The sequence below is a fragment of the Stenotrophomonas sp. 1337 genome (assembly GCF_031455455.1).
Taxonomy (GTDB): domain Bacteria; phylum Pseudomonadota; class Gammaproteobacteria; order Xanthomonadales; family Xanthomonadaceae; genus Stenotrophomonas; species Stenotrophomonas indicatrix.
Genome location: NZ_JAVDSR010000013.1, coordinates 101,353 through 126,714 on the forward strand (window position 1 = coordinate 101,353; position 25,362 = coordinate 126,714).

Annotated in this window: 17 protein-coding genes; 10 read left to right on the forward strand and 7 right to left on the reverse strand. The window is 67.1% G+C overall.

The genetic code is table 11. From position 1 onward, the window contains the following. Position 1: 1 nt before the first annotated feature. Positions 2 to 1,171 (reverse strand): porin, encoded by a 1,170-nt coding sequence (locus J2X70_RS17075; protein WP_059065060.1) that lies wholly within the window; start codon positions 1,169 to 1,171, stop codon positions 2 to 4. Between the two features lie 331 nt (positions 1,172 to 1,502). Between J2X70_RS17075 and J2X70_RS17080 the strand changes: the two genes are divergently transcribed. Together J2X70_RS17080 and J2X70_RS17085 are read left to right on the forward strand one after the other, a co-directional pair. Continuing rightward, on the forward strand, positions 1,503 to 2,858 hold the full coding sequence (locus tag J2X70_RS17080; protein ID WP_025874125.1) for a dicarboxylate/amino acid:cation symporter: 1,356 nt from the start codon (positions 1,503 to 1,505) through the stop codon (positions 2,856 to 2,858). Between the two features lie 229 nt (positions 2,859 to 3,087). Beyond that, complete coding sequence (locus J2X70_RS17085) at positions 3,088 to 5,379, forward strand: NADP-dependent malic enzyme (protein WP_025874126.1); 2,292 nt, start codon at positions 3,088 to 3,090, stop codon at positions 5,377 to 5,379. A 505-nt stretch (positions 5,380 to 5,884) separates the two neighbouring features. On the opposite strand, the gene J2X70_RS17090 is transcribed toward J2X70_RS17085, so the two are convergent. Next, entirely contained in the window at positions 5,885 to 6,640 is a 756-nt protein-coding gene (locus tag J2X70_RS17090) for a basic secretory protein-like protein (RefSeq protein ID WP_032951610.1), read from the reverse strand. After that, positions 6,637 to 9,981: a GH92 family glycosyl hydrolase gene (locus J2X70_RS17095; RefSeq protein ID WP_309911356.1), complete on the reverse strand. Its 3,345-nt coding sequence runs from the start codon at positions 9,979 to 9,981 to the stop codon at positions 6,637 to 6,639. Before J2X70_RS17095 ends, J2X70_RS17090 begins: the two co-directional genes overlap by 4 nt. A gap of 437 nt (positions 9,982 to 10,418) precedes the next feature. Here J2X70_RS17095 and J2X70_RS17100 point away from each other — a divergent pair, with 437 nt between their 5' ends. The 4 genes from J2X70_RS17100 (at position 10,419) to J2X70_RS17115 (ending at position 13,873) form a co-directional block, all read left to right on the forward strand. Beyond that, a complete protein-coding gene (locus tag J2X70_RS17100; protein WP_025874129.1) occupies positions 10,419 to 10,616 on the forward strand; it encodes a zinc-finger domain-containing protein in 198 nt (65 codons plus the stop codon). 15 nt (positions 10,617 to 10,631) lie between these two features. Further along, complete coding sequence (locus J2X70_RS17105) at positions 10,632 to 11,747, forward strand: glycosyltransferase (RefSeq protein ID WP_025874130.1); 1,116 nt, start codon at positions 10,632 to 10,634, stop codon at positions 11,745 to 11,747. After that, positions 11,728 to 13,059: an O-antigen ligase gene (locus J2X70_RS17110; protein ID WP_279208696.1), complete on the forward strand. Its 1,332-nt coding sequence runs from the start codon at positions 11,728 to 11,730 to the stop codon at positions 13,057 to 13,059. Before J2X70_RS17105 ends, J2X70_RS17110 begins: the two co-directional genes overlap by 20 nt. Before the next feature lie 373 nt (positions 13,060 to 13,432). Beyond that, on the forward strand, positions 13,433 to 13,873 hold the full coding sequence (locus J2X70_RS17115) for a transposase (protein WP_309911359.1): 441 nt from the start codon (positions 13,433 to 13,435) through the stop codon (positions 13,871 to 13,873). Between the two features lie 112 nt (positions 13,874 to 13,985). Here the strand turns inward: J2X70_RS17115 and J2X70_RS17120 are convergent, their stop codons facing one another. Beyond that, positions 13,986 to 14,903, reverse strand: a complete 918-nt coding sequence (locus J2X70_RS17120) for an LpxL/LpxP family Kdo(2)-lipid IV(A) lauroyl/palmitoleoyl acyltransferase (RefSeq protein ID WP_025874133.1) — start codon at positions 14,901 to 14,903, stop codon at positions 13,986 to 13,988. 60 nt (positions 14,904 to 14,963) lie between these two features. On the opposite strand from J2X70_RS17120, the gene waaA reads away from it, so the two are divergent. Continuing rightward, on the forward strand, positions 14,964 to 16,262 hold the full coding sequence (gene waaA / locus J2X70_RS17125; protein ID WP_025874134.1) for a lipid IV(A) 3-deoxy-D-manno-octulosonic acid transferase: 1,299 nt from the start codon (positions 14,964 to 14,966) through the stop codon (positions 16,260 to 16,262). A 235-nt stretch (positions 16,263 to 16,497) separates the two neighbouring features. Beyond that, complete coding sequence (locus tag J2X70_RS17130) at positions 16,498 to 17,820, forward strand: amino acid transporter (RefSeq protein WP_309911362.1); 1,323 nt, start codon at positions 16,498 to 16,500, stop codon at positions 17,818 to 17,820. Positions 17,821 to 17,905: 85 nt separating this feature from the next. Here the strand turns inward: J2X70_RS17130 and J2X70_RS17135 are convergent, their stop codons facing one another. From J2X70_RS17135 to J2X70_RS17145, 3 genes are all read right to left on the reverse strand, one after another. Continuing rightward, the gene (locus tag J2X70_RS17135) at positions 17,906 to 19,264 is read right to left on the reverse strand and encodes a TolC family outer membrane protein (RefSeq protein WP_025874136.1); all 1,359 of its coding nucleotides are present in this window, start codon (positions 19,262 to 19,264) and stop codon (positions 17,906 to 17,908) included. Positions 19,265 to 19,280: 16 nt separating this feature from the next. Further along, entirely contained in the window at positions 19,281 to 19,928 is a 648-nt protein-coding gene (locus tag J2X70_RS17140; protein WP_032975442.1) for a protein-L-isoaspartate O-methyltransferase, read from the reverse strand. 136 nt (positions 19,929 to 20,064) lie between these two features. Further along, entirely contained in the window at positions 20,065 to 20,745 is a 681-nt protein-coding gene (locus J2X70_RS17145) for a TetR/AcrR family transcriptional regulator (RefSeq protein ID WP_025874138.1), read from the reverse strand. Positions 20,746 to 20,868: 123 nt separating this feature from the next. Here J2X70_RS17145 and J2X70_RS17150 point away from each other — a divergent pair, with 123 nt between their 5' ends. Together J2X70_RS17150 and J2X70_RS17155 are read left to right on the forward strand one after the other, a co-directional pair. Then, positions 20,869 to 22,005, forward strand: a complete 1,137-nt coding sequence (locus J2X70_RS17150; protein ID WP_309911366.1) for an efflux RND transporter periplasmic adaptor subunit — start codon at positions 20,869 to 20,871, stop codon at positions 22,003 to 22,005. Positions 22,006 to 22,008: 3 nt separating this feature from the next. Continuing rightward, complete coding sequence (locus J2X70_RS17155; RefSeq protein ID WP_309911368.1) at positions 22,009 to 25,170, forward strand: efflux RND transporter permease subunit; 3,162 nt, start codon at positions 22,009 to 22,011, stop codon at positions 25,168 to 25,170. Positions 25,171 to 25,362: the final 192 nt, after the last annotated feature.

Genomic DNA, 25,362 nt, shown 5'->3' on the forward strand with positions numbered 1-25,362 from the left:
ATCAGAAGTGCATCTGCGCGCGAAGTTCGAAGATCTCCGGGGTGCTGCGCACACCGCGACGGCTGGCGTCGACCTTCACGTAGTTGGCCTGGAACTTGAAGTGGCTGGTCAGGTACCAGTTCGCGCCCAGGGTCAGGTCGTGCTGGCGGCCACCGAGGATGCTGCCGTCGTCCAGGTCCAGGCGGCTGTAGCGGGCCACCAGTTCCACCGCACCGTAGTCGTGCGCCGGCTTGATGTTGGCAACGGCGCCGGCGTTGTACGGGCGTGATTCGCCGGTCAGCACCCAGCTGGCCATCGCGTACTGGCCGTGGCCGGTGTAGTCGGGCTTGCCATCATTGCGGGTGACGGTGGCCTGCAGCGCTTCGGCCTGCAGCGAGAACGGACCGCGGATCCAGATGCCTTCCAGGCCGGTGCGGCGGATCTGGTCGGCGGTGACCAGCGCCCCCGAATCGACCAGACGGATATCGGTCAGGCCGGCTTCCGGACGGGCCCGCAGGCGCGCGCTGGCTTCGTGGTGCACGTCGCGGCCATCGTGGTAACCGCGCGGATTTTCCTGCGAATAGGCCAGGCCGAGGTGGATCACATCGCCCGGTGCCTTCACCGGCGTCCACACCGCACGCACCGCCTGGGTGGTGCCGGGGTTGTCGCCCTGCAGGTCCTTGCCGCCATAGGCGCCGGCCTGCAGCAGGTACTGCGGACGCTCCAGCACCCATTCCACGCCGGTGCGGCGGCCTGCGTAGAACGCCTGCACGGGCAGCGCGGTTTCCAGGAAGCTGCCGGCGCGCGAGGAGGTGTTGGCATCCAGGCCGACCGGGGTCTTCATGTAGCCGAAGCGGAAGCGGCCGACATCGCGGCCGAAGAACGCCTTGCTCTCGAAGCGCACGAACACGTCCAGCCAGGTATCGGCCTGGAAGTCGTAGTAGACCATTGCGTCGTACACGCCCTTCTTTTTCAGGGTCGCGCCGAACTCCTTGCGACGCACCGCATCGTCATCCTCGATGCCGCTGGCGGACGAGAAGTCGTTGTAGTCGTAGGCGATGTTGGCGGTAGCGGCCAGCTCGGTGCCGTCGCCGAAGGCGTACTTGGTCGGCCAGTTGTCGAAATCCGCAGCGGATGCGAAGGCGGGGAGGGCGGCCAGGGAAAGGGCCAGCAAGGTGGGAATCGGGCGCATGGGTGGTGCGGCTCTCTCGGATTGCGTGTGGACAGGACAACAACGGCCGCGATGGCCGGAACTTTCGCAATGACGCGCCCGGCCGTTCAGGTCGGGCCACCGGCGTCCCCGCGATCAGGGGTGCGGCGCCAGTGTAGGCAGCGCAGCCACCTGAACCGGGGGGCTAGTACCAATAGGTTATCTGCGCCGGCGTGCCCGGCGCGTACAAAGGCGTCCATTGGTCGCACCCCTGCGCCTGCAGTCACGGGGCGTGCGGTCAGTTTCCACGGTAACGGTTCCCGTGCATTTCCGGGGCCGTACGTGCCTGAAAACGCCCCTTCCGGAGTCCGCCATGCACATCCCGACCGCTGCGCCGGTGCCCAGCAAGCCGTTGCCGCTCTACCGCCAACTGTATTTCCAGGTGATCGTGGCGATCGTCCTGGGTGCTGTCCTCGGCCACTACGAGCCGCTGATCGGCGAGAAGATGAAGCCGCTCGGCGATGCCTTCATCAACCTGGTGAAGATGATCATCGCCCCGGTGATCTTCCTGACCATCGTCACCGGCATCGCCGGCATGACCCACCTGCGCACGGTGGGCCGGGTGTTCGCCAAGGCGATGGCGTATTTCCTGTTCTTCTCCACGCTGGCGCTGATCGTCGGCATGATCGTGGCGCACGTGGTGCAGCCCGGCGCCGGCATGAACATCAACCCGGCCGAGCTGGACCAGACCGCGGTGCACAGCTATGTCGAGAAGTCGCACGACCTGACCCTGGTCGGCTTCCTGATGGACATCATCCCGAAGACGCTGATCAGCGCCTTCGTTGACGGCAACATCCTGCAGGTGCTGTTCGTGGCGGTGCTGTTCGGCATCGCGCTGGCCTCGGTGGGCGAGAAGGGCAAGCCGATCCAGAACTTCCTGGAAGCGCTGGTCGCGCCGGTGTTCAAGCTGGTGCACATCCTGATGAAGGCCGCGCCGATCGGTGCCTTCGGTGCCATCGCCTTCACCATCGGCAAGTACGGCGTCGGCTCGCTGGTCAACCTGGCCTGGCTGGTCGGCTCGTTCTACCTCACCGCGTTCCTGTTCGTTGCGGTGATCCTGGGCGTGGTCTGCCGCCTGTGTGGCTTCTCGGTGTTCAAGCTGGCCCGTTACCTGAAGGCCGAGCTGCTGCTGGTGCTGGGCACCTCGTCGTCGGAGTCGGCGCTGCCGTCGCTGATGGAGAAGATGGAACGTGCCGGCTGCAGCAAGTCGGTGGTCGGCCTGGTGGTCCCCACCGGTTACTCGTTCAACCTGGACGGCACCAACATCTACATGACCCTGGCCGCGCTGTTCATCGCCCAGGCCACCAACACCGAGCTGACCCTGGGCCACCAGATCGCGCTGCTGCTGGTGGCGATGCTCAGCTCCAAGGGCGCTGCCGGCGTCACCGGTGCCGGCTTCATCACCCTGGCCGCCACCCTGGCGGTGGTGCCGGAAGTGCCGGTGGCCGGCATGGCGCTGATCCTGGGCGTGGACCGCTTCATGAGCGAGTGCCGCTCGCTGACCAACTTCATCGGCAACGCGGTGGCCACGGTGGTGGTCTCGCGCTGGGAAGGTGCGCTGGACCGCGACCGCCTGAAGCTGGCGCTGGATGGTCGCGAAAGCGAACTGCCGCCGCCGGTCGATGCCGTGCCGCTGGCGATGACCGAGGCGCTGCCCGCCAAGGGCTGATCCGGGTGTGTGGTACTGCGGGGCCGGTCACAGCAGTGGCACGGCCCCGCAGCGTTTCAAGGCGTCCCACGGCTGTCATCGCCAGCGCCGAAGCTGTGCTCTGGTAACGTCGCATACGCTATGGAATTGTGCGGTCGCAGCATCACTGCGACAGCATAGCGACAGGTCCGACCGCTCCAACGGGGGTATGATCCCCTGTCCCTTCTGCCCATTCATGTAACCCACATCGATGTCCAACGAAGATTTCAAACAGGCCGCCCTCGATTACCACCGGATGTCTCCGCCCGGCAAGATCAAGGTTTCCGCTACCAAGCCCATGCTGACCCAGCGCGACCTGTCGCTGGCGTATTCGCCGGGCGTGGCGTACGCCTGTGAAGCGATCAAGGCCGATCCGCAGCAGGCCAGCGAGCTGACCGCCCGCGGCAACCTGGTGGCGGTGATCTCCAACGGCACCGCGGTGCTGGGCCTGGGCAACATCGGCGCGCTGGCCGGCAAGCCGGTGATGGAAGGCAAGGGCGTGCTGTTCCAGAAGTTCGCCGGCATCGATGTGTTCGACATCGAAGTGGACGAGAACGACCCGGACAAGCTGGTCGACATCATCGCCTCGTTGGAGCCGACCTTCGGCGGCATCAACCTGGAAGACATCAAGGCACCGGAGTGCTTCATCGTCGAGCGCAAGCTGCGCGAGCGCATGAAGATCCCGGTGTTCCATGACGACCAGCACGGCACGGCGATCATCGTCGGTGCTGCGGTGCTGAACGCCATGGCGATCACCGGCAAGAAGATCGAAGAAGTGAAGCTGGCGACCACGGGCATGGGCGCGGCCGGCATTTCCTGCGTGAACATGCTGGTGCAGCTGGGCCTGAAGCCGGAGAACATCCTGGCCTTCGACCGCGAAGGCGTGATCCACACCGGCCGTACCGACCTGGACCCGGAAAAGCTGCGCTATGCGCGCGACACCGACAAGCGCACCCTGGCCGAGATCGTCGATGGCGCGGACATTTTCCTGGGCCTGTCGGCGCCGGGCATCCTGACCGCCGAGATGGTCAAGACGATGGCGCCGGACCCGGTGATCTTCGCCCTGGCCAACCCGACCCCGGAAATCATGCCGGAACTGGTGCGCGCCGCGCGTCCGGACGCGATCATCGGTACCGGCCGTTCGGACTACCCGAACCAGGTCAACAACGTGCTGTGCTTCCCGTACCTGTTCCGCGGTGCGCTGGACGTCGGTGCGACCGCGATCAACGAGGAAATGAAGATCGCCTGCGTGCGCGCGATCGCCGCGCTGGCCCGCCGCGCCGCCACCGACATGGGCTCTGCCTATGGCGGTGAGACCCCCAGCTTCGGCCGCGAATACCTGATCCCACGTCCGTTCGACCGTCGCCTGCTGGTGGAGCTGTCGGCCGCCGTGGCCCAGGCCGCGATGGATTCGGGCGTGGCCGCCCGTCCGATCGCCGACATGGAAGCCTACCGGCAGAAGCTGTCGCAGTTCGTCTACCGCACCAGCCTGATGATGAAGCCGGTCTACGATCGCGCGCGCAGCGACAAGCAGCGCGTGGTGTATGCCGAGGGCGAAGAAGAAGTGGTGCTGCAGGCGGTGCAGAACGTGGTCGACGACGGCCTGGCACATCCGATCCTGATCGGCCGCCCGGAAGTGATCGAATCGCGCATCGAGCGCCTCGGCCTGCGCCTGAAGATCGGCGAGAACATTGAAGTCACCAACATCAATGACGACCCGCGCTTCAACGAATACTGGCAGTACTACCACGGCCTGACCGGCCGTCGTGGCGTCACCGTGGCCGCCGCCAAGAACCTGATGCGTTCGCGCCCGACCCTGATCGCTGCGGTGATGGTGGCCCGTGGCGAAGCCGATGCGATGCTGACCGGCATCGTCGGCCGCTTCCACAAGAAGCTGGGTTACGTGCGCAGCGTGCTGCCGCTGGAATCGAAGGTCACCTCGACCTCGGCGATGACCGGCGTGATCAACCAGCAGGGCGTGTTCTTCTTCGTCGATACCCACGTGCAGGAAGACCCGACCGCAGAGCAGCTGTGCGAAGCGACCCTGCAGGCCGCTTACCGCATGAAGTTGTTCGGCGTCGAACCGAAGGTGGCACTGCTGTCGCACTCCAACTTCGGCAGCCACGATTCGAAGGATGCGCTGAAGATGCGCCAGGTGCGCGAGCTGCTGCTCAAGCGCAACCCGCGTCTGAACGTGGACGGCGAAATGCAGGGCGACACCGCATGGGATGAAGCCCTGCGCCAGAAGCTGCTGCCGGGCTCGACCCTGCAGGGCCGTGCCAACCTGTTCGTGCTGCCGAACCTGGAAGCGGCCAACATCGCCTACAACCTGGTGCGCGTGTTCACCGATGGCGTGGCGATCGGTCCGATCCTGATGGGCGTCAACAAGCCGGTGCACATCCTGACCACCAGCGCGACCTCGCGCCGGATCCTGAACATGACCGCGATCGCCGCGGTTGATGCGCAGATCCGCAAGCAGATCGAAGCGGAAAAGAAGGCATAAGCCTTCGTTCCGCTGCGATCTGCAGAAACGCGCCCCACGGGGCGCGTTTCTGTTTCCGCAACGCGGAAACCGGATCGGGTAGCGCCGGGCCATGCCCGGCGAGCGCGAAGCGCGGTGCTTCCCGTATTCCGCCGGGCATGGCCCGGCGCTACCGGAGAAGCAGCGCCGAAACGGTAGTGCCGGCCGCTGGCCGGCAACCGCGCAGCGCGGCGCTTCTTGCATTCCGCCGGGCATGTTCCGCCGGGCATGGCCCGGCGCTACCGGAGAACTGCAGCCGCCCGGTAATCGCCCTGCAACCTCGCTGCGGCCCAATACGCCCACGCGGCCTGGCCGTGGGAAGGGACCGGACCGGCCTTCCCACCCTGGGCCCGACCAACTTTCCATGGGCGGAGCAGTGTCATGCGCAGTCGAGTGAGCAAGCGGTATTTCCAGCAGTTGTTCGCGCTGTACGCCGGCTTCGTGCAGTCACGTTGAAAGCCGGGGCATCGCCCCGGCAACGTCGAGCTTACCGCCGCTTCGCGCGTCGCGCGGGCGGCGGCGCAGGGGCCGGGGAGCGCGGCTTGGCATACTCCGCCCACAGCGCCGGCAGGGTCTTGCCGGTGTGTTTCTGCCACAGCGCCGGCGCATAGCGCCCGTCGCGCAGATCCTTGTCCAGTGCCAGCACCAGTCCCGGGTGCGCCGCTTCGGCCCACTTCAGGAAGGCACCGGTCACCCGGTAGCCGCTTTCCACCGTCTGGCCCTGGCTCAGCTTGTCCGGCAACGCCCAGCCGGCAGCGGCGTTGTTCATGCCGTAGCGATCGCGGGCGTAGTCGGCGATGCCCTCCACCAGCCAGCCCGGCACGCGCTTGTCGCCATAGCTGGGGTAGCCCTGCACGATGTGCATCGCTTCGTGGGTGACCAGATCGATGTCATCCGGGTGCTGGACCAGCCAGCCCGGATTGATCGTGATCGTGCTGGCCTTGTCCTTGTCGCCGACGAAGGCGACGCCGTTGTACGCCGGATCGATCACGATGCGCACCTCGTTCGGCGCGGCCGGGCGGAAGTCCGCACGCTCGCGCAGGTAAGCAAAGTAGAACGTATCGATGATGCGCTTGCGCACCGGCGCGGCCAGCGCGCCGGTGGCATCCTGGTAGTACAGGGTCACCCCGTCACGGCTGACCTGCCCATCGAAGGCCTGGGTCTGCGGTTGTGCGTGGCTGAGGCTGGGAAATACAAGGGCGGCAAGAGCGAGGGGGAGCAAACGTAGGCGCATGGACGTCATTGTAGGGGGGAGGGCGCCAACAGTTCGATCTCGGCCAGCTGCAGGCGCCCCGGCGCAGCCAGGCGCAGACGGTACTCGGCGTAGCGTGAGGGCGAGGCGATACGGAACGGGCGGGTCTGCCGCGCCGAGGTGAAATCTTCGCCGCGTCGCTGGTCCAGCGTTACCCAGCGCCCGTCGCCGGCACGCGCTTCCAGCGTCCACTCACCGCCACGGATCGTGCCGTCACCGCTGGTCAGCGTGTACATCGTCGGTACGCCATCGCCCACGTGGCTCAGTGCGATGGTCACGCCGCCGCCCAGCGGCACGGCCGTGTTGGCATCGTCGTCGATCAGCGCGGGCAGGGCACGGCCATCAGCCAGTGCCGCCTGCGCGCCGTTGCCGAGCAGATCGTGCAGCAACTGCGGGCGCTGGCCACGGGCGGTCAGCGAGCGCGGTACATCATCCACGCCGCTGCCCCAGCGTGACGGCTGCGGGCCCATCACGAAGTCCAGGGTTGCCCCCTTGGCGATCACTTCGTGCGGCACCCAGGTTTTGCTCCACGGCTTGCCGTTGATCTTCAGAGACTGCACGTACACGTTCTCCGGCGAATTCTGCGGTGCATTGACGGTCAACACCGCGCCGCCCTGCAGCTCGACGCGCGCATGCTGGAACGCCGGCGAACCAATCACGTACTCCGGCGCACCCATGCGCAGCGGATACAGGCCCAGCGAGGCCAGCACGTACCACGCCGAGGTCTCGCCGTTGTCCTCGTCGCCCGGATAGCCCTGGCCGATCTCGCTGCCGACATACAGCCGCGACAGGATCTCGCGCACATGCTGCTGGGTCTTCCACGGCTGCCCGGCATACAGGTACATCCACGGGATGTGGTGTGCCGGCTGGTTGCTGTGCGCGTACATGCCCATGCGCACGTCGCGCGCTTCGGTCATCTCATGGATGGTGCCGCCGTAGGAGCCGGCGAATGCGGCGTCGGCGGTTTCCGGGGTGGCGAAGAAGGTATCGAGCTTGGCGGCCAGCTTGTCGCGGCCACCGTACAGCGCGGCCAGGCCTTCGCCATCGTGCGCGGCGGTGAAGGCGAACGTCCAGCCATTGGATTCGGTGTAGTCGTGGCCCCACACGCGCGGGTCGTAGTCCCTGGCCTGCAGGCGCCAGCTGCCATCGGGCCTGCGGCCCTGGAAGAAGCCGGCGGCCGGATCGAACAACGTCGCGTAGCTGCCGGCGCGGTGGCGGAAGTAGTCGGCCTCGGTGGCGTAGCGTTCGCGTGCGGACGGTGTGGTCGCGCGCTTGGCCAGGGCATCGGCCATGTTGGCGATGCCGAAATCATTGAGCGCACCTTCCATCGTCCACGACATGCCTTCATGCACGTCGGCGCTGGCATAGCCGCGGAACGTCGAACGATCCATGCCCTTGCGGCCGACGTGGCGGTCCGGTGGCACCACGGTGGCGTTCTTCAGCGCTGCGGCGTAGGCCTCTTCCGGATCGAAGCCACCGATGCCCTTCAGCCACGCATCGGCGAAGGCGACGTCCGAGCTGGTGCCGACCATCAGGTCCGCGTAGCCCGGCGAGGACCAGCGCGCGACCCAGCCACCGGCGCGGTACTGCTCGATGAAACCCTGTACCAGCTGCCCGGCATCATCCGGGGTGAACAGCGCATACGCCGGCCAGGTGGTGCGGAACGTGTCCCAGAAGCCGTTGTTGACGAAGACCTTGCCGTCGCGCACCGGTGCGAAGCTGCGCGTCGCGCTGCCGTCGGTGTTGTCATCGGCGGCGCTGGCCTGGCTGGCATAGCGCCACTCGGGCGCGGCGGCGGTGCCCACATTCTCGTGGCCGGAATTGGGGTACAGGTACAGCCGGTACAGGCTGGAGTACAGCGTGGTCTTCTGGTCGTCACTGGCATTGCCGATGTCGAAACGGGCCAGGCGCGCATCCCACGCATCCTGTGCGCGTCCGGCCACGCTTTCCAGCGTATCGGCAGCGGCCATTTCCAGTGCCAGGTTGTGCCGCGCCTGCTCGACCGAGATCAACGAGGTGGCGATGCGCATCGTCACCCGGCGCTCGCTGCCTGGGTCGAACTTGATGTAACCGGTCGGGCGGCCGGTGCCGATCTGGCCGCTGCTGCGCCACGGCCTGTCGAAGCTGGCCACCACGTACATGCGGGTGGCGCCGTTGGACAGGCCGCTGCGGGTATCGGTGTAGCCGGTCAACGTCTGCGTGGCGGCATCGAGGGTGAGTCCGCCGCGGGCATCGACGTTGTCGAACAGCAGGTTGGCGTCGCCGCCTTCGGGGAACTCGAAGCGGAACAGCGCGGCATGGTCGGTGGGGGCGATGGACGCGGCGATGCCGTTGTCGAAGCGCACGTCGTAGCGATACGGGCGCGCGTTTTCCTGCGTGCGGTCGAAGGACAACGCCCGCTTGCTGCGATCAGCCTCAGGCACACCGCGCGTGGCGGAGGGCATCACCTGGAAGGTCTGGCGGTCGCCCATCCACGGGCTGGGCTGGTGGCTCAGCGCCAACGCCTGCAGCTGCGGCCGGTTCTTCGCATCGTTCTGCTCGTTCCAGCGGTACAGCCAGTTCAGTGCGCCGGCATCGGTCACCGGCGTCCAGAAGTTGAAACCGTGCGGTACCGCAGTGGCCGGGAAGTTGTTGCCGCGCGAGAAGGTGCCGTTGGCCTGGGTTCCGCGCGTGGTCAGTACCCAGTCGGAGACGCGCTGCGGCGCCTGCCGTGGCTGCACGTCCAGGCGCACGTCGTCGATCCAGCCCGACACCGGCGCGCCATTGGCGCTGGCCACCTCGAGCTCGATGGCCAGCACGCGGCGGCCCTTCAGCGCCGGCATGTCGCCCAGCCTGACCGCCTTGCGCGCCCACTGCTGCGGGTACAACGTCTTCGAATCGCCCTGCGCCCGTGCGCCCAGCGCTACGCCGTGCTGGTCGCGCGCGCCGCTGGCGGAGACGCGGCTGCCATCGTCCAGCAGCAGGTCCAGCGAGACATAGGTGGAGGCCACGGTGTCCTTGCCGACGATCTCCGGCAATACCAGCCAGGACAGCGTGGTGTCGGTGTCGATGGGCAGATCGGTCTTGAACAGTTCGCGGCGTGCCTGGCCGCCACTGGTGCTGTAGTGCAACGCATGCAGGCCGCTGTAGCCGACGTTGCGCTTGGCCGCGTACGGCGCGCCGGGGCCACTGCCGACGTCGATGGACAAGGTGCCATCGGACCTGGCCGGTGCCGGTTCGCCCGGCTCGAAGGAGGTCTGCAGCCCTTGCGCCAGCACCGGCGTCGCAGTGGTCGCACAGGCCAGGGCCAGGGCGAGCGGAAGCAGGGCGCGGCGCGGATCGGACAGGGTCATGCAGGGTCTCCCGGTAGGGCAGGCGGCAGGCAGAACCCGCATCGGCGAACACCACGGACAGCATCGCCCCGTCCGCCGCAGGGCAGTCGGGAGGCGATGCAGGTCCGGTGGGGGGCGGGCCATGCGATCGGGTCAGGAATGGATCGCTGCCGATGCTGCAACAGCCGGCAGCGCCCTGACAAGTGCCATTTAGTTCGATCCAAATGCGGGAAATTCGAACGACGACCGATTCCGCGCGGAACTGACTGGCCTGCCTGGGATTTCCCGCCGATGGAGGCAGGGCGACGGCAGCGCGGGAGGGGCAGGGCGGTCGCACGTGGCTGCACCGGCGAAGGCTGCAAGCGGGCCGCCGCGCGCAGCGGCCAAGCAGCGCACGGTGTTTGCCGGGCCCAGATGCTAGAATCGCAGGCCTCGCAATCCGTTCATCGACATCCGCCATGAGCCATACCGCCACCGCGCCCGCCAACGCCGAAAAGCGCTACACCGTGCACCGCAGCGATCTGCCGCTGAGCTGCCCGACCCCGGAAATGGCGCTGTGGAACTCGCATCCGCGGGTGTACCTGCCGATCGAAGACGAACCCAACGGGCAAGCGCAGTGTGCTTACTGCGGCGCCGTGTTCGTGCTGGCCGACTAAACGGCTGCCCCCTCGATGCGCCGATTGACCGTGGTGCAGTTGCTGCCGGCGCTGCACTCCGGCGGTGTCGAGCGCTCGACCCTTGAAATCGCCGCGGCCCTGGTCGCTGCCGGCCATCGCGCGCTGGTGGTATCCGCTGGTGGTCGCCTGGTGCAGCCGCTGCTCGACAGCGGTGCCGAGCACCTGACCCTGGATATCGGCCGCAAGTCGCTGCTGACGCTGCGCCATCTGCCTACCCTGCGTCGCCTGTTCACCGAAGTGGGCGCCGACATCGTCCACGCCCGTTCGCGCCTGCCGGCGTGGCTGGGGCTGTACGCGATCCGTGCGATGCAGCCGGCGCAACGCCCGCATTGGGTTACTACCGTGCATGGGCTGAATTCGCCCAGCCGCTACAGCGCGGTGATGACCAGCGGCGAACGCGTGATCTGTGTGTCCAACAGCGTGCGCGACTACGTACACACGCATTACCCGACGGTGCCGCACGACAGGCTGCAGGTGATCCCGCGCGGGGTGGATGTCAGCCAGTTCCCGCGCGTGGCACGCGCTGATCGGCGTCCCCGGCTGGCGCTGGCGGCCGACTACCCGTGGCTGGCCCAGGTCGACGGACCGCTGTTGCTGCTGCCCGGTCGCGGCACCCGCCTGAAAGGCCACGCCCACGCGTTGCAGCTGCTTGCCGATGTCCGTGCAGCAGGCGTGCCGGCACAGTTGTGGATGCTGGGCACCGACGAGCCTGGCCGGGAAGCCTATGTGGCAGAGCTGCGCAGGCAGGCGGCCGCACTGGGCGTGACCGGGGCGGTGCACATCAGTACGCCGACTGCGCGCATCGCCCAGGCGTACGCCGCCAGCGATCTGGTGCTGCAGCTGTCGGACAAACCGGAAGCTTTTGGTCGCACCGTGGTCGAAGCGTTGTCGGTCGGCCGCCCGGTGCTGGGTTGGAACCATGGTGGGGTCGGCGAACTGCTGCAGCAGCTGCAACCCAGTGGCGCCGTGCCGCTGGGCAATGCGCAGCTGCTGGGTGAACGTGCGCTGGCCCTGCTGGCACAGCCGCCGTCGCTGCCGGGCCGTATCCCGTTTACCCTGCAGGCCATGCAGCGCGATACCCTCCGTCTTTATGCCGACCTCGCTGGCTGACGCCACGCCGCCCCTGCGCGATGAGCGCGCCGGCCGCTGGGCACCCTGGTGGGTGCTGGCCTACGTCGCGTTGTGGCCGCTGCCGGGTATCGCCGAAACAGTCCTGGGCCTGGGGGCGTTGTACGCCGCCGCACGCATGGTCATCCGCCGGGTGCAGCATCGCCCCCATCTGCTGAGCCCGGCAGCGTGGGCGCTGACATCGATTCTTTTCCTTGGCTACTGGTTGCCGCAGGCCTTCTCGGCCTTCGATGCCGTGGACCCGTCGGCGTCGTGGACCAAGGCTGCGGCCGGGCTGCGCTATCTGCCTTTCATGTGGCTGGTGGCGATCGCCGTGGCCACCCCGCAGCGGCGGCGCCTGACCCTGGGTGGGTTGGCGGTGATCACCGGCCTGTGGACGCTCGATGCGCTGGTGCAGGCACTGGCAGGCACCAGCCCCTGGTTCTGGTCGCTGCAGCAGATCAAGCTGGCCATCAGCGGCCATGCATTGTGCCCGGCTGAAGAAGCCGCGCTGGCCGACCGTCTCAGCGGCGCGCTTGGGCCGTGCAACCTGAAATTCGGCCAGGTGCTGGCCAGTCTTTCGCCGTTCCTGTTGTTGCCGGTGGCGCGCCGTTTCGGCAATGCGGGCTGGCTGCTGGCCGCTGCTGCAGTGGGCGTGGTGCTGCTGCTGGCCGGCTCGCGTGCCTCATGGATCACCTTCGGCCTGGTGGTTGTCTACAGCGGTGTGCGCCAACTGGGGTGGAAGCGGTTGGGCCTGCTGGCACTGGCCGCTGTGCTCACGGCGGGCGTGTTGACGGCCAGCGTGCCGCAGCTGCGTGAGCGTGTGGCGCGCACGGCAATGGCCTGGGACGGTGGCGAGGACGGGGTCGAGCAGGCCCTGTCCGGTCGTACCCGCATCTGGAGCGCGGCTGCCTGCATGATCGAAGCACACCCGATCAATGGTGTCGGTGCACGTGGCTTCCGCGATGCCTATCCCCACTGCGTTGCGCATGAAGGACCGGCGGTGTGGGGCACCATGCCCGCGCTGCACGCCCATCAGATCGTGCTGGAGATCCTGGCCGAGACAGGTGTGCTGGGGCTGCTGCTGTGGCTGGCGGCGGTGGCACAGGCATGGCGGGCATGGCGTTTCGCCCCGGCCCCGGCGCGCGAACGTGCACGCCCGGCAATGCTGGCACTGGCGGTCACCGTGTTCCCGCTCAATACGCACCTGGCGTTCTATTCCGCGTTCTGGGGCGGCTTGACCGTCCTGCTCGCCGCGCTGTTCGTCGGCACGTTGCTGGCGCGCGAACCGGACGATCAGCCGGGCGCCGGGTAATCTCCGCATCCACGCATGGCGTGGATCTACTGAATCGTGCGGGGTTGGGGAACGTCCCATCCACGCATGGCGTGGATCTACTGAATCGCGCGGGGTTGGGGAACGTCCCGTCCACGCACAGCGTGGATCTACTTGCGTGTGCGGTACGGGGCCTATCCACGCATGGCGTGGATCTACTGGATTGTGCGGGGTGGCTGGTCGTATCCACGCATGGCGTGGATCTCCGGGGACGTGTCTGGCGGGTGAGCAGTAGATCCACGCCATGCGTGGATGGGCTTTCCCATGAACATTGGCCGGTGTCGCGGCTTTTCCCGACTGGCCGCAGGGTGGTCCGCCAATGCAAGGATGACCGGGCAAACCGCAGTCTGTCCCCATGGCAAGCCCCAGACTCCGCTACGGTCGCTACTCCCGCACGGGAAATGTCTATTCCCTGACCACGACAACGCGTGGCCGGGAGCCATTCTTCTCCGACGCAGGCAATGTCGCTGTGCTGGTGGACGCGCTGCGCTTCGTCGAACGCAGCGGCATCAGCCACAGCCTCGCCTGGGTGGTGATGCCCGACCGCCTGCACTGGTTGATGGAGCTGCAGAAGGGAACGCTGGCCCAGTGCATGGCGTTGCTGAAATCACGCAGCAGCCGGCAGCTGAACCGGATATCGGGACGAAAAGGGCCGCTCTGGCAGCACGGCTATCACGACAATGCGGTGCGTACCGATGAATCCCTTCATGACAAGGCGATGTACATCCTGGGCAATCCGGTGCGGGCCGGATTGGCTGGTGGGCTGGGGGACTACCCTCACGCCTGGTGTCGTTGACCGTTGTAGATTCCGGCATCGGAAGAGAGAACATCCACGCATGGCGTGGATCTACTGATCGGCATTCCCGGTAGATCCACGCCATGCGTGGATGAGCCATCCAAATCTCACGTCACTTGTAGAAATCGCTGCGCCCGCCTGGCTGGCGCTTGAAGCGGCGATGGATCCACAGGTACTGGTCCGGTGCCTCGCGCACCATCTGCTCGATGGCCTGGTTGACCCGCGCGGTATCGGCTTCGACGTCCTCGCTGGGGAAATTCTCCAGCGGCGCGCCGATCTTCAGGAAGTACTTCCCGCCTTCGCGGCGATGGAAGTAGGGGATGACCGCACAACCGGTCATCCGCGCCAGCTGGTGGGTGGCGGTGATGGTGGAGGCGGTGTGGCCGAAGAACGGCACGAATACGGTGTCCTTGCCGCGCATGTCCTGGTCGGGCGCATACCAGAGGAAGCCGCCCTTTTTCAGGTGGCGCACCGTCGCGCGGATGTCCTCGTTGGCGTACATCGCCTTGGCATAGCGCAGGCGGCCGAACTTCACCGCCCACTCGTACACCGGGTTCTTGTGCTTGCGGTACATGCCGGACAGGTCGACGTGGTCGCACAGCAGGCGGCCGCACATCTCCAGGGTCATGAAGTGGCCCGAGACCAGCAGCACGCCGCGGCCTTCGGCCTGCATCTGCTTGAGGTGTTCCAGCCCTTCGATGTGCACCTGCGGGCGGATGCTGTCGATGCTGCCCCACCAGGAACGCGCGCATTCGAAAATGCCCACACCCAAGGCGTCGAAGCTGTCGCGCACCAGACGCTTGCGCCAGGCCTCGTCCTTCTCGGGGAAGCACAGCTTGAGGTTGACCTCGGCGGCATGACGGCGGCTGCCGGCCAGGCGCCAGGCGATCGAGCCGACCCCGCGGCCCAGCACGCGCTGCAGCGTCCACGGCAGCCGGGCGATCCCGAAGGCAGTGAACATGACGGCAAACATCGGCCAGTTGCGTGGATCACGCAGCGACGGACGGACGGCGGTGGTGGCATCGGACATGCCGCCATTCTACCAATCCGGCCGCGTGTCTTTCCCGGGGGGCTCCCGTATCCTTGCCGCATGCGTAAAGACCCTGTCGAATGGATCCTGCGTGGCCTGTACTCGGCCGTGCTGTACCTCCTGCTGCCGATCACCGTGTACCACCTGGTCTGGCGCGGCTTCCGGGTCCGTGAATACTTCCGGCGGTGGGATGAACGCTATGCGTCCTATCCGCAGCCCAGCGGCCAGCCGCGGGTCTGGCTGCATGCGGTCTCGGTGGGCGAGGTCAACGCCGCTGCGCCGCTGGTCAATGCGCTGCGCGCGCAGCGGCCGGACATCCGCTGGGTCATCACCACCATCACCCCGACCGGCTCGGAACGGGTGCGCGCGCTGTGGGGCGATGCGCTGGACCATGTGTACCTGCCGTACGACGTGCCGGGCAGCGTCAACCGCTTCCTGGGGCACTTCCAGCCCAGCCTGGCGCTGATCCTGGAAACCGAGCTGTGGCCGAACATGCTGTTCGGCTGCCGCGACCGTCGCATTCCGGTGTACATCCTCAATGCGCGCCTGTCGGCCCGATCGCTGCGCGGCTACCGCGTGCTGGCGGCGTTGATCCGGCGTGCGCTGCGCACGGTCACCTGCGTGGCCGCACAGTCGCAGGATGACGCTGCGCGGTTCGTGCAGCTGGGCGCGGCGCCGGAACAGGTGCAGGCACTGGGCAACCTGAAGTTCGACATCGCCACGCCGGACGTGCAGCCCTTCATCGAACAGTTCCATGCCCATGTGCCGGCCACGCGCCCGGTGTGGATCGCGGCCAGCACGCATGATGGTGAAGAGCAGGCAGTGATCGACCTGCACCGCCGCCTGCGCCAGCAGCATCCGGACCTGCTGCTGCTGTGGGCGCCGCGGCATCCGGAGCGCTTCCCCAAGGTGGAGGCGCTGGCCCGCGAGCAGGGCTGGAACGTGTCGACACGGCGCGCACAGCAGTGGCCGGACGCGCGTAGCGATGTCTTCGTCATCGACACGCTGGGCGAACTGATGCCGTTCTACGGCTGTGCCCAGGTCGCCTTCGTCGGTGGCAGCCTGCAGGCCATCGGCGGCCACAACCTGCTGGAACCGGCAGCGATGGGCACCGCAGCGGTGACCGGCCCGCATCTGCACAACTTCGCCGAGATCTCGCGGCGCATGCGCGAGGCCGGTGCACTGCTGATCGGCGAGGACGTGCAGGCGGTGGGTGATCTGCTGCTGCACCTGCTCGACGACGTGCAGGCGCGCGAAGACATGGCCCGCGCCGGTTGCACGCTGGTCAGCAATGGCCGCGGCGCGCTGCAGCGGACCCTGCAGCTGGTGGCTCCACACCTGCCGCCGCCGCTGGCCTGAGACCCCGCCTGTCGCCCTCAGGTGTTTCAAGGGCGCCCCGCCTTTGCGCTGTCGTGAACGCCTGCATCAAGCCCGCTTGATGGTGGTGAATCTGTCGTAGCTGGACCGCTCGCGCCGACCACGGCGTGCAAGCTGTCACATCATCGTTCGTATGGCGCAGATTCCGATTCCGCTTACCGCGTCAGGCTGCCAGCTTGTTGTCGACCACGCTTGGGCGACATCAAGGGAGCTTTGAATGATCGGCGACAACGGAGGCGCGCTGCACGCCAGCGCGAAGCCCGGGAGGCTGGGCACCGACCATCTGCTGGTGGTGGCGCTGACCCTGCTGTTGGGCGGCAGCGTTGTCGCCCTGGTCGGGCAGCACACGGCGGCACAGGCGGGGCCCGCCATTGTCCTCAGCCTGTTGCTGGCGGCGCTGGGCGCAGTGCCGATGCTGTATTGCCTGCGCATGGCGATGCGGCGCCTGCCGGAGGCTTCGGGTCTGCATGGTCTGCTGCGTGCCGCCTGGGGCAGGCTGCCTGCCGACGTACTGGTGATTGCCCTGCTGCTGGAACTGACGGCGACCATCGCAGGGCTGGCGCAATCGATGGCGCGTCATCTGTACGCAGCCGCCGAGGTCATCGACGCTGCACCCGGGCAGTGGCTGCCCTTGCCGCTGGCGGCGGCGATCCTGGTGCTGCTGCTGGGGGCCGCCGCTGCAGTGCTGCGGACGCCGCGCGCGCTGTTGTTGGCCAGTGCACTGTTGACGGTGAAGCTGGGCGTGGGCCTGCTGCTGTTGTTGCTGGCAGCACGCCATGTGCACTACGCGCATTGGATTCCGTGGCTGCCATCGGCTACCGCGCCCTATCGCTTCGGGGTGGGTGGCGTGCTGGCAGCGGGCGTGGCATTGCTCGGAGTCCTGCTGGGTGCAGGCCTGCTGGCAGGGTTTTCCGGGCGGGTGCCGCGCCCTCGTTCGCAGGTTTCCAGAGCCGCCGGCGCAGCGGTGCTGATGGCGATGTTGTGGCTGATGGTACTGGCTGCGCTGCAGTCGGGCCTCGTCGAGTTTGCCGCGTTGGCCAGCACGCGGCCGCTGTCGGTGGCTTTGCAGGGGATCCCGCAGCTGCAGTGGTTGCTGCCACTGTTGCCGTTGGCGGGCGGCGCGGGGCTGGCGGCCCTGCAGTTGGTGCTGCTGCTGTTGGCCGCGCGGCTGGGGAGGGAAGTCTGGCCGCCGAAGGCCGGCGCAGTGGGTACCGGTACGCGTTTGCTGCTGACGCTGGCGCTGACCGTGCTATCGGCGGCGTTGGCGCTGTCGCTGCCGGAGGGGTGGCTTCCACAGCTGCCGGGGCCTGCAGGCCTGCTGGTCCTGGCCGCCGTGTGCCTCGGCGTTGCCCGCAGCCAGTGGCAGGTGCGGGCCGCGGCCGGCGAACGGCGGCTGATCCCGATGGTGCTCGCCCCAGTGGCAACCGCACTGTGCCTGTTGCCGGCAGTCACGTCGCGGCTGTTTCTACCGGTGCTGGTGGTGCTGGCGGTCGTGTTGGCAGGCGTCCTGTTGCGTCGGCGCGCCGGGCGTTCGCGCTAGCGCCCCCCACACACCGCAGGCCATCTGCAATCAATAAAAAAGCCACCCTCGCGGGTGGCTTTCTGACCAGGCCGGTCGCGCCGACTCAGTTCGTGGTCGTCGACGGGTTGCCCGCGTCCTGGGTCAGCAGGCGGTTGATGTCCTGCAGTTCGGCGACATCCAGGCCACCCACGGCCTGGCTCAGCAGCAGGCGGTTCTGCAGGAAGTTGTAGCGGGCCTGCGCGTAATCCAGCTGTGCGGAGAACAGGATGCGCTGGTTCTGGATCACGTCCAGCACGGTGCGGGTACCCACTTCCAGGCCGACCTGCGAGGCATCGTAGGCGCTCTGCGCGGAAACCACGGCCAAACGGCGCGCTTCCACTTCGCTGATGCCCTGCACCAGGGTCTGGTAGGCATTGCGGGTGTTGCGGTCCAGCGCGCGCTTCTGCTGCTCGAAACCATCCTGGGCGATGTCACGCTGGGCCAGCGCCTGGCGCACGCCGGACTGGGTGGCGCCGCCGGAGAAGATCGGCACGCTCAGGGTCAGGCCGATGCTGTTGGTGCGTGCATCGGGGGAGAGCGAACCGGCACCGACGCTGTCGCCCCAGGTCGCGCTCTTGCCCCAGCTGCCGCCCAGCGACAGGGTCGGGTAGTGACCGCCACGGGCGGCCTGCACGCCGGCTTCGGCGGCACCGACCTTCAGCTCCTGCGCCTTCAGCGCCGGATTCTGCGTGGTCGCCTGCTGCACCAGCTGGTCCAGGTTGCCGCGGTTGGCCGGCACTTCCGGACGGAAATCGGCCGGCAGGCCCTTCAGGTTGACCACCGGCTGGCCGGTCAGTTCGGTCAGGGCCTGGTAGTTATCGGCCAGGGTGTTCTGCGCAACGATGGTGTTGGCGCGCGCCTGGTCGTACTGGGCGCGTGCTTCATGCACGTCGGTGATCGGCGCCAGGCCCACTTCCAGGCGCTTGTCGGCGAAGTCGAACTGCTTCTTCGCGGCCGCTTCATTGGTCTGTGCGGCGTTCAGCGATTCGATCGCCACCAGCACGTTGAAGTAGGCCGCCGAGGTGCGCACGATCAGGTTGTCGTTGGCCGAGTCGAGGGTGAAATCAGCCGCCTTGCTCAGCTCGCGCTGCGAGCGCAGGTTGTTGATCTGCGTCCAGTTGAACAGCGTCTGCGAACCGTCGATCGTGTAGTTGCGGCGCTTGCTGGTGACCGTGCCGGAGTTGGCATCATGGTCGGCTTCGGTGCGGGTGCGGCTCAACTGGGCCTGGCCATTGATCTGCGGCAGCAGGGCAGCACGCGCCTGCACGGCGCCTTCCTTGTCGTACAGCCGGGTGGATTCGGCGGCGGACAGCTGCGGGTCACCATTGCGCGCCATTTCATAGACCTGCAGCAGGTCGGCGGCATGGGCGGACAACGGCAGCAGGGCAGTGGCCAGCGCAACAGCGAGGGATCGGCGGATCATTGCGGCTTCCTTGGACTCAGAGGTGGAACTGGGGGGCCGGGGCGGCACCACGCAGGTAATCGATATCGGTCTCGAACAGCGACTCGGTGCTGCCATCGGCCTTCACCAGCAGTGCTTCCATTGCCGGCGAACGGCCCTGGATGACATACAGGCGACCACCCGGACGCAACCACGAAGCAAACTGTGACGGCACCACGTCGACGGCGCCAGTGACACAGATCACGTCGAAGCGGCGTTCGGTCTGCCAGGCCAGGCCATCGGCCACTTCCACGCGCACGTTGGTGCCCAGGCCGGTGGCATCCAGGCGGGCGCGCGCAGCGGCGGCCAGTTCCGGATCGATTTCCAGGCTCAGCACGTCGCGCGCCAGCGCGCCGATGCAGGCCGACAGGAAGCCGCTGCCGGTGCCGATTTCCAGCACTTCGTCACCCGGCTGCAGATCCAGTGCCTGCAGGGTACGGCCCTCGATGACCGGCTTCATCATCTTCTGGCCGTTGCCGATCGGCAGTTCGACATCGGCATAGGCCAGCGCCCGGTGCGCGTCGGCGACGAAGGCCTCGCGCGGCAGGCGGGCCAGGACGTCGAGCACCTTGATGTCCAGCACGTCCCAGGGACGGATCTGCTGTTCCACCATCAGTTCGCGGGCGTGGGCGTAATCAATCGTCATGAGGTTCAAATCCAGCGCAGTGGGCCGGCCATTTTACCGGTGCCGGAGGCCGGCGGCGCGCCCAGAGCATCAGCTGCGGGGTGGCCGGGGTCGCAGTGCCGGAAGTCATCGCGACCTCCGGTTCGTTCAGTTTTGGTTATCCAGCGTGCCCAGCCCCCCGCGGCGCGTAGGCGCGCAGGAAGAAATCCACACTGGCGGCCACATGGATCGCAGCATCGGTCTCGACGGGGGACAGTGGCATGCCGCACATCATATGCATGTGCACTTCGCCCTTCACCAGGGTCAGGAACTGCTGGCCGGCGATGTAGCAGTCGGGGATATCCAGTTCGCCGCGCTCGGCACGCGAACGCATGAAGTCGGCCAGTGCCTCGCAGGTGCGTTGCGGGCCCGCCTGCCAGAACAGTTCACGCAGGCGCTCGTCGGTCTCCGGCGCCATCATCATCCGCTGGATCGACAGGGCCGCGTCGGAGGTGATCATCTCGAAGAACGCCATGCCGATGCCCAGCAACTGGTCACGCAGGGGGCCTTCGACGTCGGCCACGAACAGCGCGTCGGGCAGCATCTCGATGCACTTGGACTGCACAGCTTCGGAGAACAGGGTCTCTTTGTCGCCGAAATGGCTGTAAACGGTCAGCTTCGAGACGCCGGCCTGGGCAGCAATGCTGTCCATGCTCACGCCGCTGTAGCCCTGTTCGATGAACAGTGTCTTGGCTGCCTCGAGTATTGCCGCGCGCTTGCCCAGATCCTTGGGGCGCCCGGGACCGGCAGCCTTGGCAGCGGGCTTGGCCGTCGGCTTTCGGGAAGTGGGAGAACTCATTCCGCTAATACTAGACCAAGCGGTTCGATATTTATACTATACCGGCTGGTTCACTAATGTCCGCGTTGCAACAGTATGTTGCCGGCGCGTTCCCCCCGGATTTCTTTTCAGGTCCTGTACCTCATGAAAAACATGCGTTGGTTGGGCGTAGGCGTACTGGTCGTGGTGTTGGCAGCGTGCGGCAAGCAGGCCGCCGAGCCGGCGGCGGCCATCCCGGTGCTGGTGGTGCATCCCACCACGCAGGATGGACAGGCCGCGGCCGCCTACCCCGGCGAGGTGCGTGCCCGCCAGGAAAGCCCACTGTCGTTCCGGGTTGGCGGCAACCTGGTCAAGCGCCTCGTCGACGCAGGCGAGCGGGTGAAGAAGGGCCAGCTGCTGGCCGAGCTGGATGCGGCCGACTACGCCTCGCAGGCGGCGGCGTCGCAGGCGCAGCTGGCGGCGGCGGAAGCAGACCTGGTGCGCGCGCGCGATGACCAGAAGCGCTATGCCAAGCTGGCGGAAGACCAGCTGGTGAGCCGCTCGGCACTGGACCAGCAGACGGCGGCATTCAAGGCTGCACAGGGCCAGGCCAACGCCGCCCGGGCCAACCTCGCCGTGGCCCGCAACCAGGCCGAGTACGCGCAGCTGCGCGCACCCGCCGATGGCGTGATCGCCAGCCGCCAGGCCGAAGCCGGCCAGGTCGTGAGCGCGGGGCAGACGGTGTTCACCCTGGCCGCCGATGGTGGCCGTGAGGTGCTGATCGCGCTGCCGGAAAGCGGCATCCGCGACTACAAGGTCGGCCAGTCGGTGCAGGTGGAACTGTGGAACCGTCCGGGCCAGCTGCTGCCGGGCACCCTGCGCGAGATCGCCCCGGCCGCCGATGCACAGGCGCGCACCTATGCCACGCGCGTGAGCCTGGCGCCGGAAGCACTGAGCGAAGTGGAACTGGGCCAGAGTGCGCGGGTGTTTGCCACCGCCGGCCGCAGTGGTGCGTTGCAGCTGCCGCTGGCGGCCGTGCTGCGCGGCAGTGATGGCAAGGCCAGCGTGTGGGTGGTCAATCCGTCCAACGGTGCATTGAAGGCAACGCCGGTGCAGGTGGGTGCCTACGGCGCGCAGGCCGTGCCGGTCGTGTCCGGCGTGGGCGCGACGGACTGGGTGGTCGCTGCCGGCGGCCATCTGCTGCGCGAAGGCCAGGTGGTGACGCCGGTCGACCGCCAGAACCGCCCGGTGCTGGCACCGTCGGCCGCCAAGCCGGCGCCGGCCGCAGGCAAGGGGCACTGACCCGTGCGCCGCTTCAATCTCTCCGAATGGGCGCTGGGCAACCGTGCGCTGGTGTTGTTCGCGATGCTGGCGTTCGCCGTCATCGGTGCCTGGTCCTACAAGCACCTGGGCCAGTCAGAAGATCCGCCCTTCACCTTCAAGGCCATGGTGGTACGCACGATGTGGCCGGGCGCCACCGCCGAGCAGGTCTCGCGGCAGGTGACCGAGCCGATCGAAAAAGCGCTGATGAACACCGGCGAGTACGAATTCATCCGTTCGTACTCGCGGCCGGGCGAATCGCAGGTGATCTTCATGGCGCGCGACAGCCTGCGCTCCAAGCAGATCCCGGACCTGTGGTACCAGGTGCGCAAGCGCGTGGGCGATATCCGCGCGACGCTGCCGAGGGAGATCGTCGGGCCCTTCTACAACGATGAGTTCGGCGACACCTTCGGCAACATCTACGCGTTGACCGGCGAAGGCTTCGACTACGCGGTGATGCGCGACTATGCCGACCGCATCCAGCTGGAGCTGCAGCGCGTGCCCGACGTCGGCAAGATCGACCTGGTCGGCCTGCAGGACGAGAAGGTGTGGATCGAGCTGTCCAACACCAAGCTGGCCACGCTGGGCGTATCGCTGCAACAGGTGCAGCAGGCGCTGGCCGACCAGAACGCGGTCAGCGCCACCAGCTTCTTCGAAACCCCGACCGACCGCGTGCAGCTGCGCGTGACCGGTCAGTTCGATTCGATCGAGGACATCCGCAAATTCCCGATCCAGGCCGGCGAACGCACGTTGCATCTGGGCGACATCGCCGAGGTCAAGCGTGGCTTTGCCGATCCGGCCTCGCCGAAGATGCGCTTCATGGGCCAGGATGCGATCGGCCTGGCGGTGGCGATGAAGGACGGCGGAGACATCCTCAAGCTCGGTGCCACCCTGGATGCCGAGTTCGAACGCCTGCAGAAGACCCTGCCGGCCGGCATGCAGCTGCGCAAGGTGTCCGACCAGCCGCATGCGGTGGAAGAGTCGGTGGGCGAGTTCGTGCAGGTGCTCACCGAAGCGGTGGTGATCGTGCTGCTGGTCAGCTTCTTCTCGCTGGGCCTGCGTACCGGCCTGGTGGTGGGCGTGACCATCCCGCTGGTGCTGGCGATGACCTTCTTCGTCATGCACTACTTCGATATCGGCCTGCACAAGATTTCGCTGGGTGCACTGGTGCTGGCACTGGGCCTGCTGGTGGACGATGCGATCATCGCCGTGGAGATGATGGCCACCAAGATGGAGCAGGGCTACGACCGCCTGCGCGCGGCCAGTTTCGCCTGGGAATCCACCGCCTTCCCGATGTTGACCGGTACCCTGATCACTGCCGCTGGCTTCCTGCCCATCGCCACGGCGGCATCCAGCACGGGTGAGTACACCCGTTCGCTGTTCCAGGTGGTGACCATCGCGCTGGTGGTGTCGTGGATCGCGGCAGTGCTGTTCATCCCGTACCTGGGTGACAAGATGCTGCCGGACCTGTTCAACCCGCAGCTGCCGAAGCCGGACAGCCTGGCCGGCCGCTGGCGCGCCAAGCGCCTGCAGTGGGCCGACCGGCATCCGTCACTCGCGCGCTGGATCGCACCGAAGGAGCATGCGCACGATCATGATCCGTACCAGCGGCCGTTCTACACGCGCTTCCGGGCGTTCCTGGATACCTGCCTGCGCCATCGCTGGTGGGTGATCGCTGCGACCATTGCACTGTTCATCGGTTCGTTGATGCTGTTCCGCTTCGTGCCACAGCAGTTCTTCCCCGACTCGACCCGCCCGGAGCTGATGGTGGACATCGAGCTGGCCGAGGGTGCGTCGCTGGCCGCGACCCAGGCACAGGCCGACAAGCTGGAGAAGCTGCTGAAGGGGCGCGAAGGCATCAGCAACTACGTGGCCTACGTCGGCACCGGTTCGCCGCGCTTCTACCTGCCGCTGGACCAGCAGCTGCCGGCCACCAACTTCGCCCAGTTCGTGGTGCTCACCGAAGACGCCAAGGCCCGTGAATCGACCCGCGATTGGATGCTGAAGGACGTGATCAGTCAGTTCCCGGATGTGCAGATGCGGGTGACGCGCCTGGAGAACGGGCCGCCGGTCGGTTATCCGGTGCAGATGCGCGTGTCCGGCGAGCACATCGCGCAGGTGCAGGCGATCGCGCGCCAGGTCGAGGCCAAGGTGCGCGAGAACCCGCACGTGATGAACGTGAACCTGGACTGGAGCGAGCCGAGCAAGGTGGTGCGGCTGGTGATCGACCAGGACCGCGCCCGCGCGCTGGGCGTCAGCAGTGCGCAGGTCAGCCAGTTCCTCAGCAGCTCGTTGTCGGGCATGAGCGTGAGCACCTATCGCGAAGGCAACCGCCAGATCGAGATCCTGCTGCGTGGCCCGGACAACGAGCGAGCGCAGCTGGACCTGCTCGGCAGCCTGGCGATTCCGACCAGCAGTGGTACCGCGGTGACACTGTCGCAGGTCGCGCGGCTGGAATACGCCTTCGAGGACGGCATCATCTGGCACCGCAACCGTCTGCCGACGGTGACCGTGCGTGCCGACATCAGCGATGGCATGCAGCCGCTGGACGTGGTGCAGCAGATCGTGCCGACCCTGGATGGCATCCGTGCCGACCTGCCCAGCGGCTACCTGCTGGAGACCGGCGGCTCGGTGGAGGATTCGGCTCGCGGGCAGAACTCGATCAAGGCCGGCATGCCGCTGTTCCTGATCGTGGTGGCCACGTTGCTGATGCTGCAGCTGCGCAGCTTCTCGCGTGCGGCGATGGTGCTGGTGACCGCTCCGCTGGGCATCATCGGCGCGACGCTGTTCCTGTTGCTGTTCCGCGCGCCGTTCGGCTTCGTGGCGCTGCTGGGTACCATCGCGCTGGCGGGCATGATCATGCGCAACTCGGTGATCCTGATCGACCAGATCCAGCAGGACATCGATGCCGGGCATGACCGCTGGCATTCGATCATCGATGCGACGGTGCGGCGTTTCCGCCCGATCGTGCTGACTGCGCTGGCGGCGGTGCTGGCGATGATCCCGCTGTCGCGCAGCGCTTTCTATGGCTCGATGGCGATTTCGATCATGGGTGGCCTGATTGTCGGCACGGTGCTGACGCTGGTGTTCCTGCCGGCGCTGTATGCGGCGTGGTTCCGGGTCAAGCCGGACGAATCCGGGGCGTGATGCCCCGGGTTTCCCGGCCACCGGGCTGAGCCCCCTCTGCGGTGGGTTCAGAAGCGGGATCGCTGGTCTGGGCCGGGTGGGTGGGCTGTTCGGGGGACGCCGCAAGTACGTCCTTGTAGCAACTGTGTTGCTGGAGGAGCGCCAGCCCTTCCGGTAAACGGGCACGGTAGTGCCGGCCGCTGGCCGGCAGCC

Bases quoted from the DNA above. Each gene is read 5' to 3' on its own strand.
- J2X70_RS17095 (WP_309911356.1), bottom strand. From the start codon at position 9,981: ATGACCCTGTCCGATCCGCGCCGCGCCCTGCTTCCGCTCGCCCTGGCC.
- J2X70_RS17120 (WP_025874133.1), bottom strand. From the start codon at position 14,903: ATGTCCGATGCCACCACCGCCGTCCGTCCGTCGCTGCGTGATCCACGC.
- waaA (WP_025874134.1), top strand. From the start codon at position 14,964: ATGCGTAAAGACCCTGTCGAATGGATCCTGCGTGGCCTGTACTCGGCC.
- J2X70_RS17090 (WP_032951610.1), bottom strand. From the start codon at position 6,640: ATGACGTCCATGCGCCTACGTTTGCTCCCCCTCGCTCTTGCCGCCCTT.
- J2X70_RS17110 (WP_279208696.1), top strand. From the start codon at position 11,728: ATGCCGACCTCGCTGGCTGACGCCACGCCGCCCCTGCGCGATGAGCGC.
- J2X70_RS17105 (WP_025874130.1), top strand. From the start codon at position 10,632: ATGCGCCGATTGACCGTGGTGCAGTTGCTGCCGGCGCTGCACTCCGGC.
- J2X70_RS17100 (WP_025874129.1), top strand. From the start codon at position 10,419: ATGAGCCATACCGCCACCGCGCCCGCCAACGCCGAAAAGCGCTACACC.
- J2X70_RS17075 (WP_059065060.1), bottom strand. From the start codon at position 1,171: ATGCGCCCGATTCCCACCTTGCTGGCCCTTTCCCTGGCCGCCCTCCCC.
- J2X70_RS17085 (WP_025874126.1), top strand. From the start codon at position 3,088: ATGTCCAACGAAGATTTCAAACAGGCCGCCCTCGATTACCACCGGATG.
- J2X70_RS17135 (WP_025874136.1), bottom strand. From the start codon at position 19,264: ATGATCCGCCGATCCCTCGCTGTTGCGCTGGCCACTGCCCTGCTGCCG.
- J2X70_RS17115 (WP_309911359.1), top strand. From the start codon at position 13,433: ATGGCAAGCCCCAGACTCCGCTACGGTCGCTACTCCCGCACGGGAAAT.
- J2X70_RS17145 (WP_025874138.1), bottom strand. From the start codon at position 20,745: ATGAGTTCTCCCACTTCCCGAAAGCCGACGGCCAAGCCCGCTGCCAAG.
- J2X70_RS17130 (WP_309911362.1), top strand. From the start codon at position 16,498: ATGATCGGCGACAACGGAGGCGCGCTGCACGCCAGCGCGAAGCCCGGG.
- J2X70_RS17140 (WP_032975442.1), bottom strand. From the start codon at position 19,928: ATGACGATTGATTACGCCCACGCCCGCGAACTGATGGTGGAACAGCAG.
- J2X70_RS17080 (WP_025874125.1), top strand. From the start codon at position 1,503: ATGCACATCCCGACCGCTGCGCCGGTGCCCAGCAAGCCGTTGCCGCTC.
- J2X70_RS17150 (WP_309911366.1), top strand. From the start codon at position 20,869: ATGAAAAACATGCGTTGGTTGGGCGTAGGCGTACTGGTCGTGGTGTTG.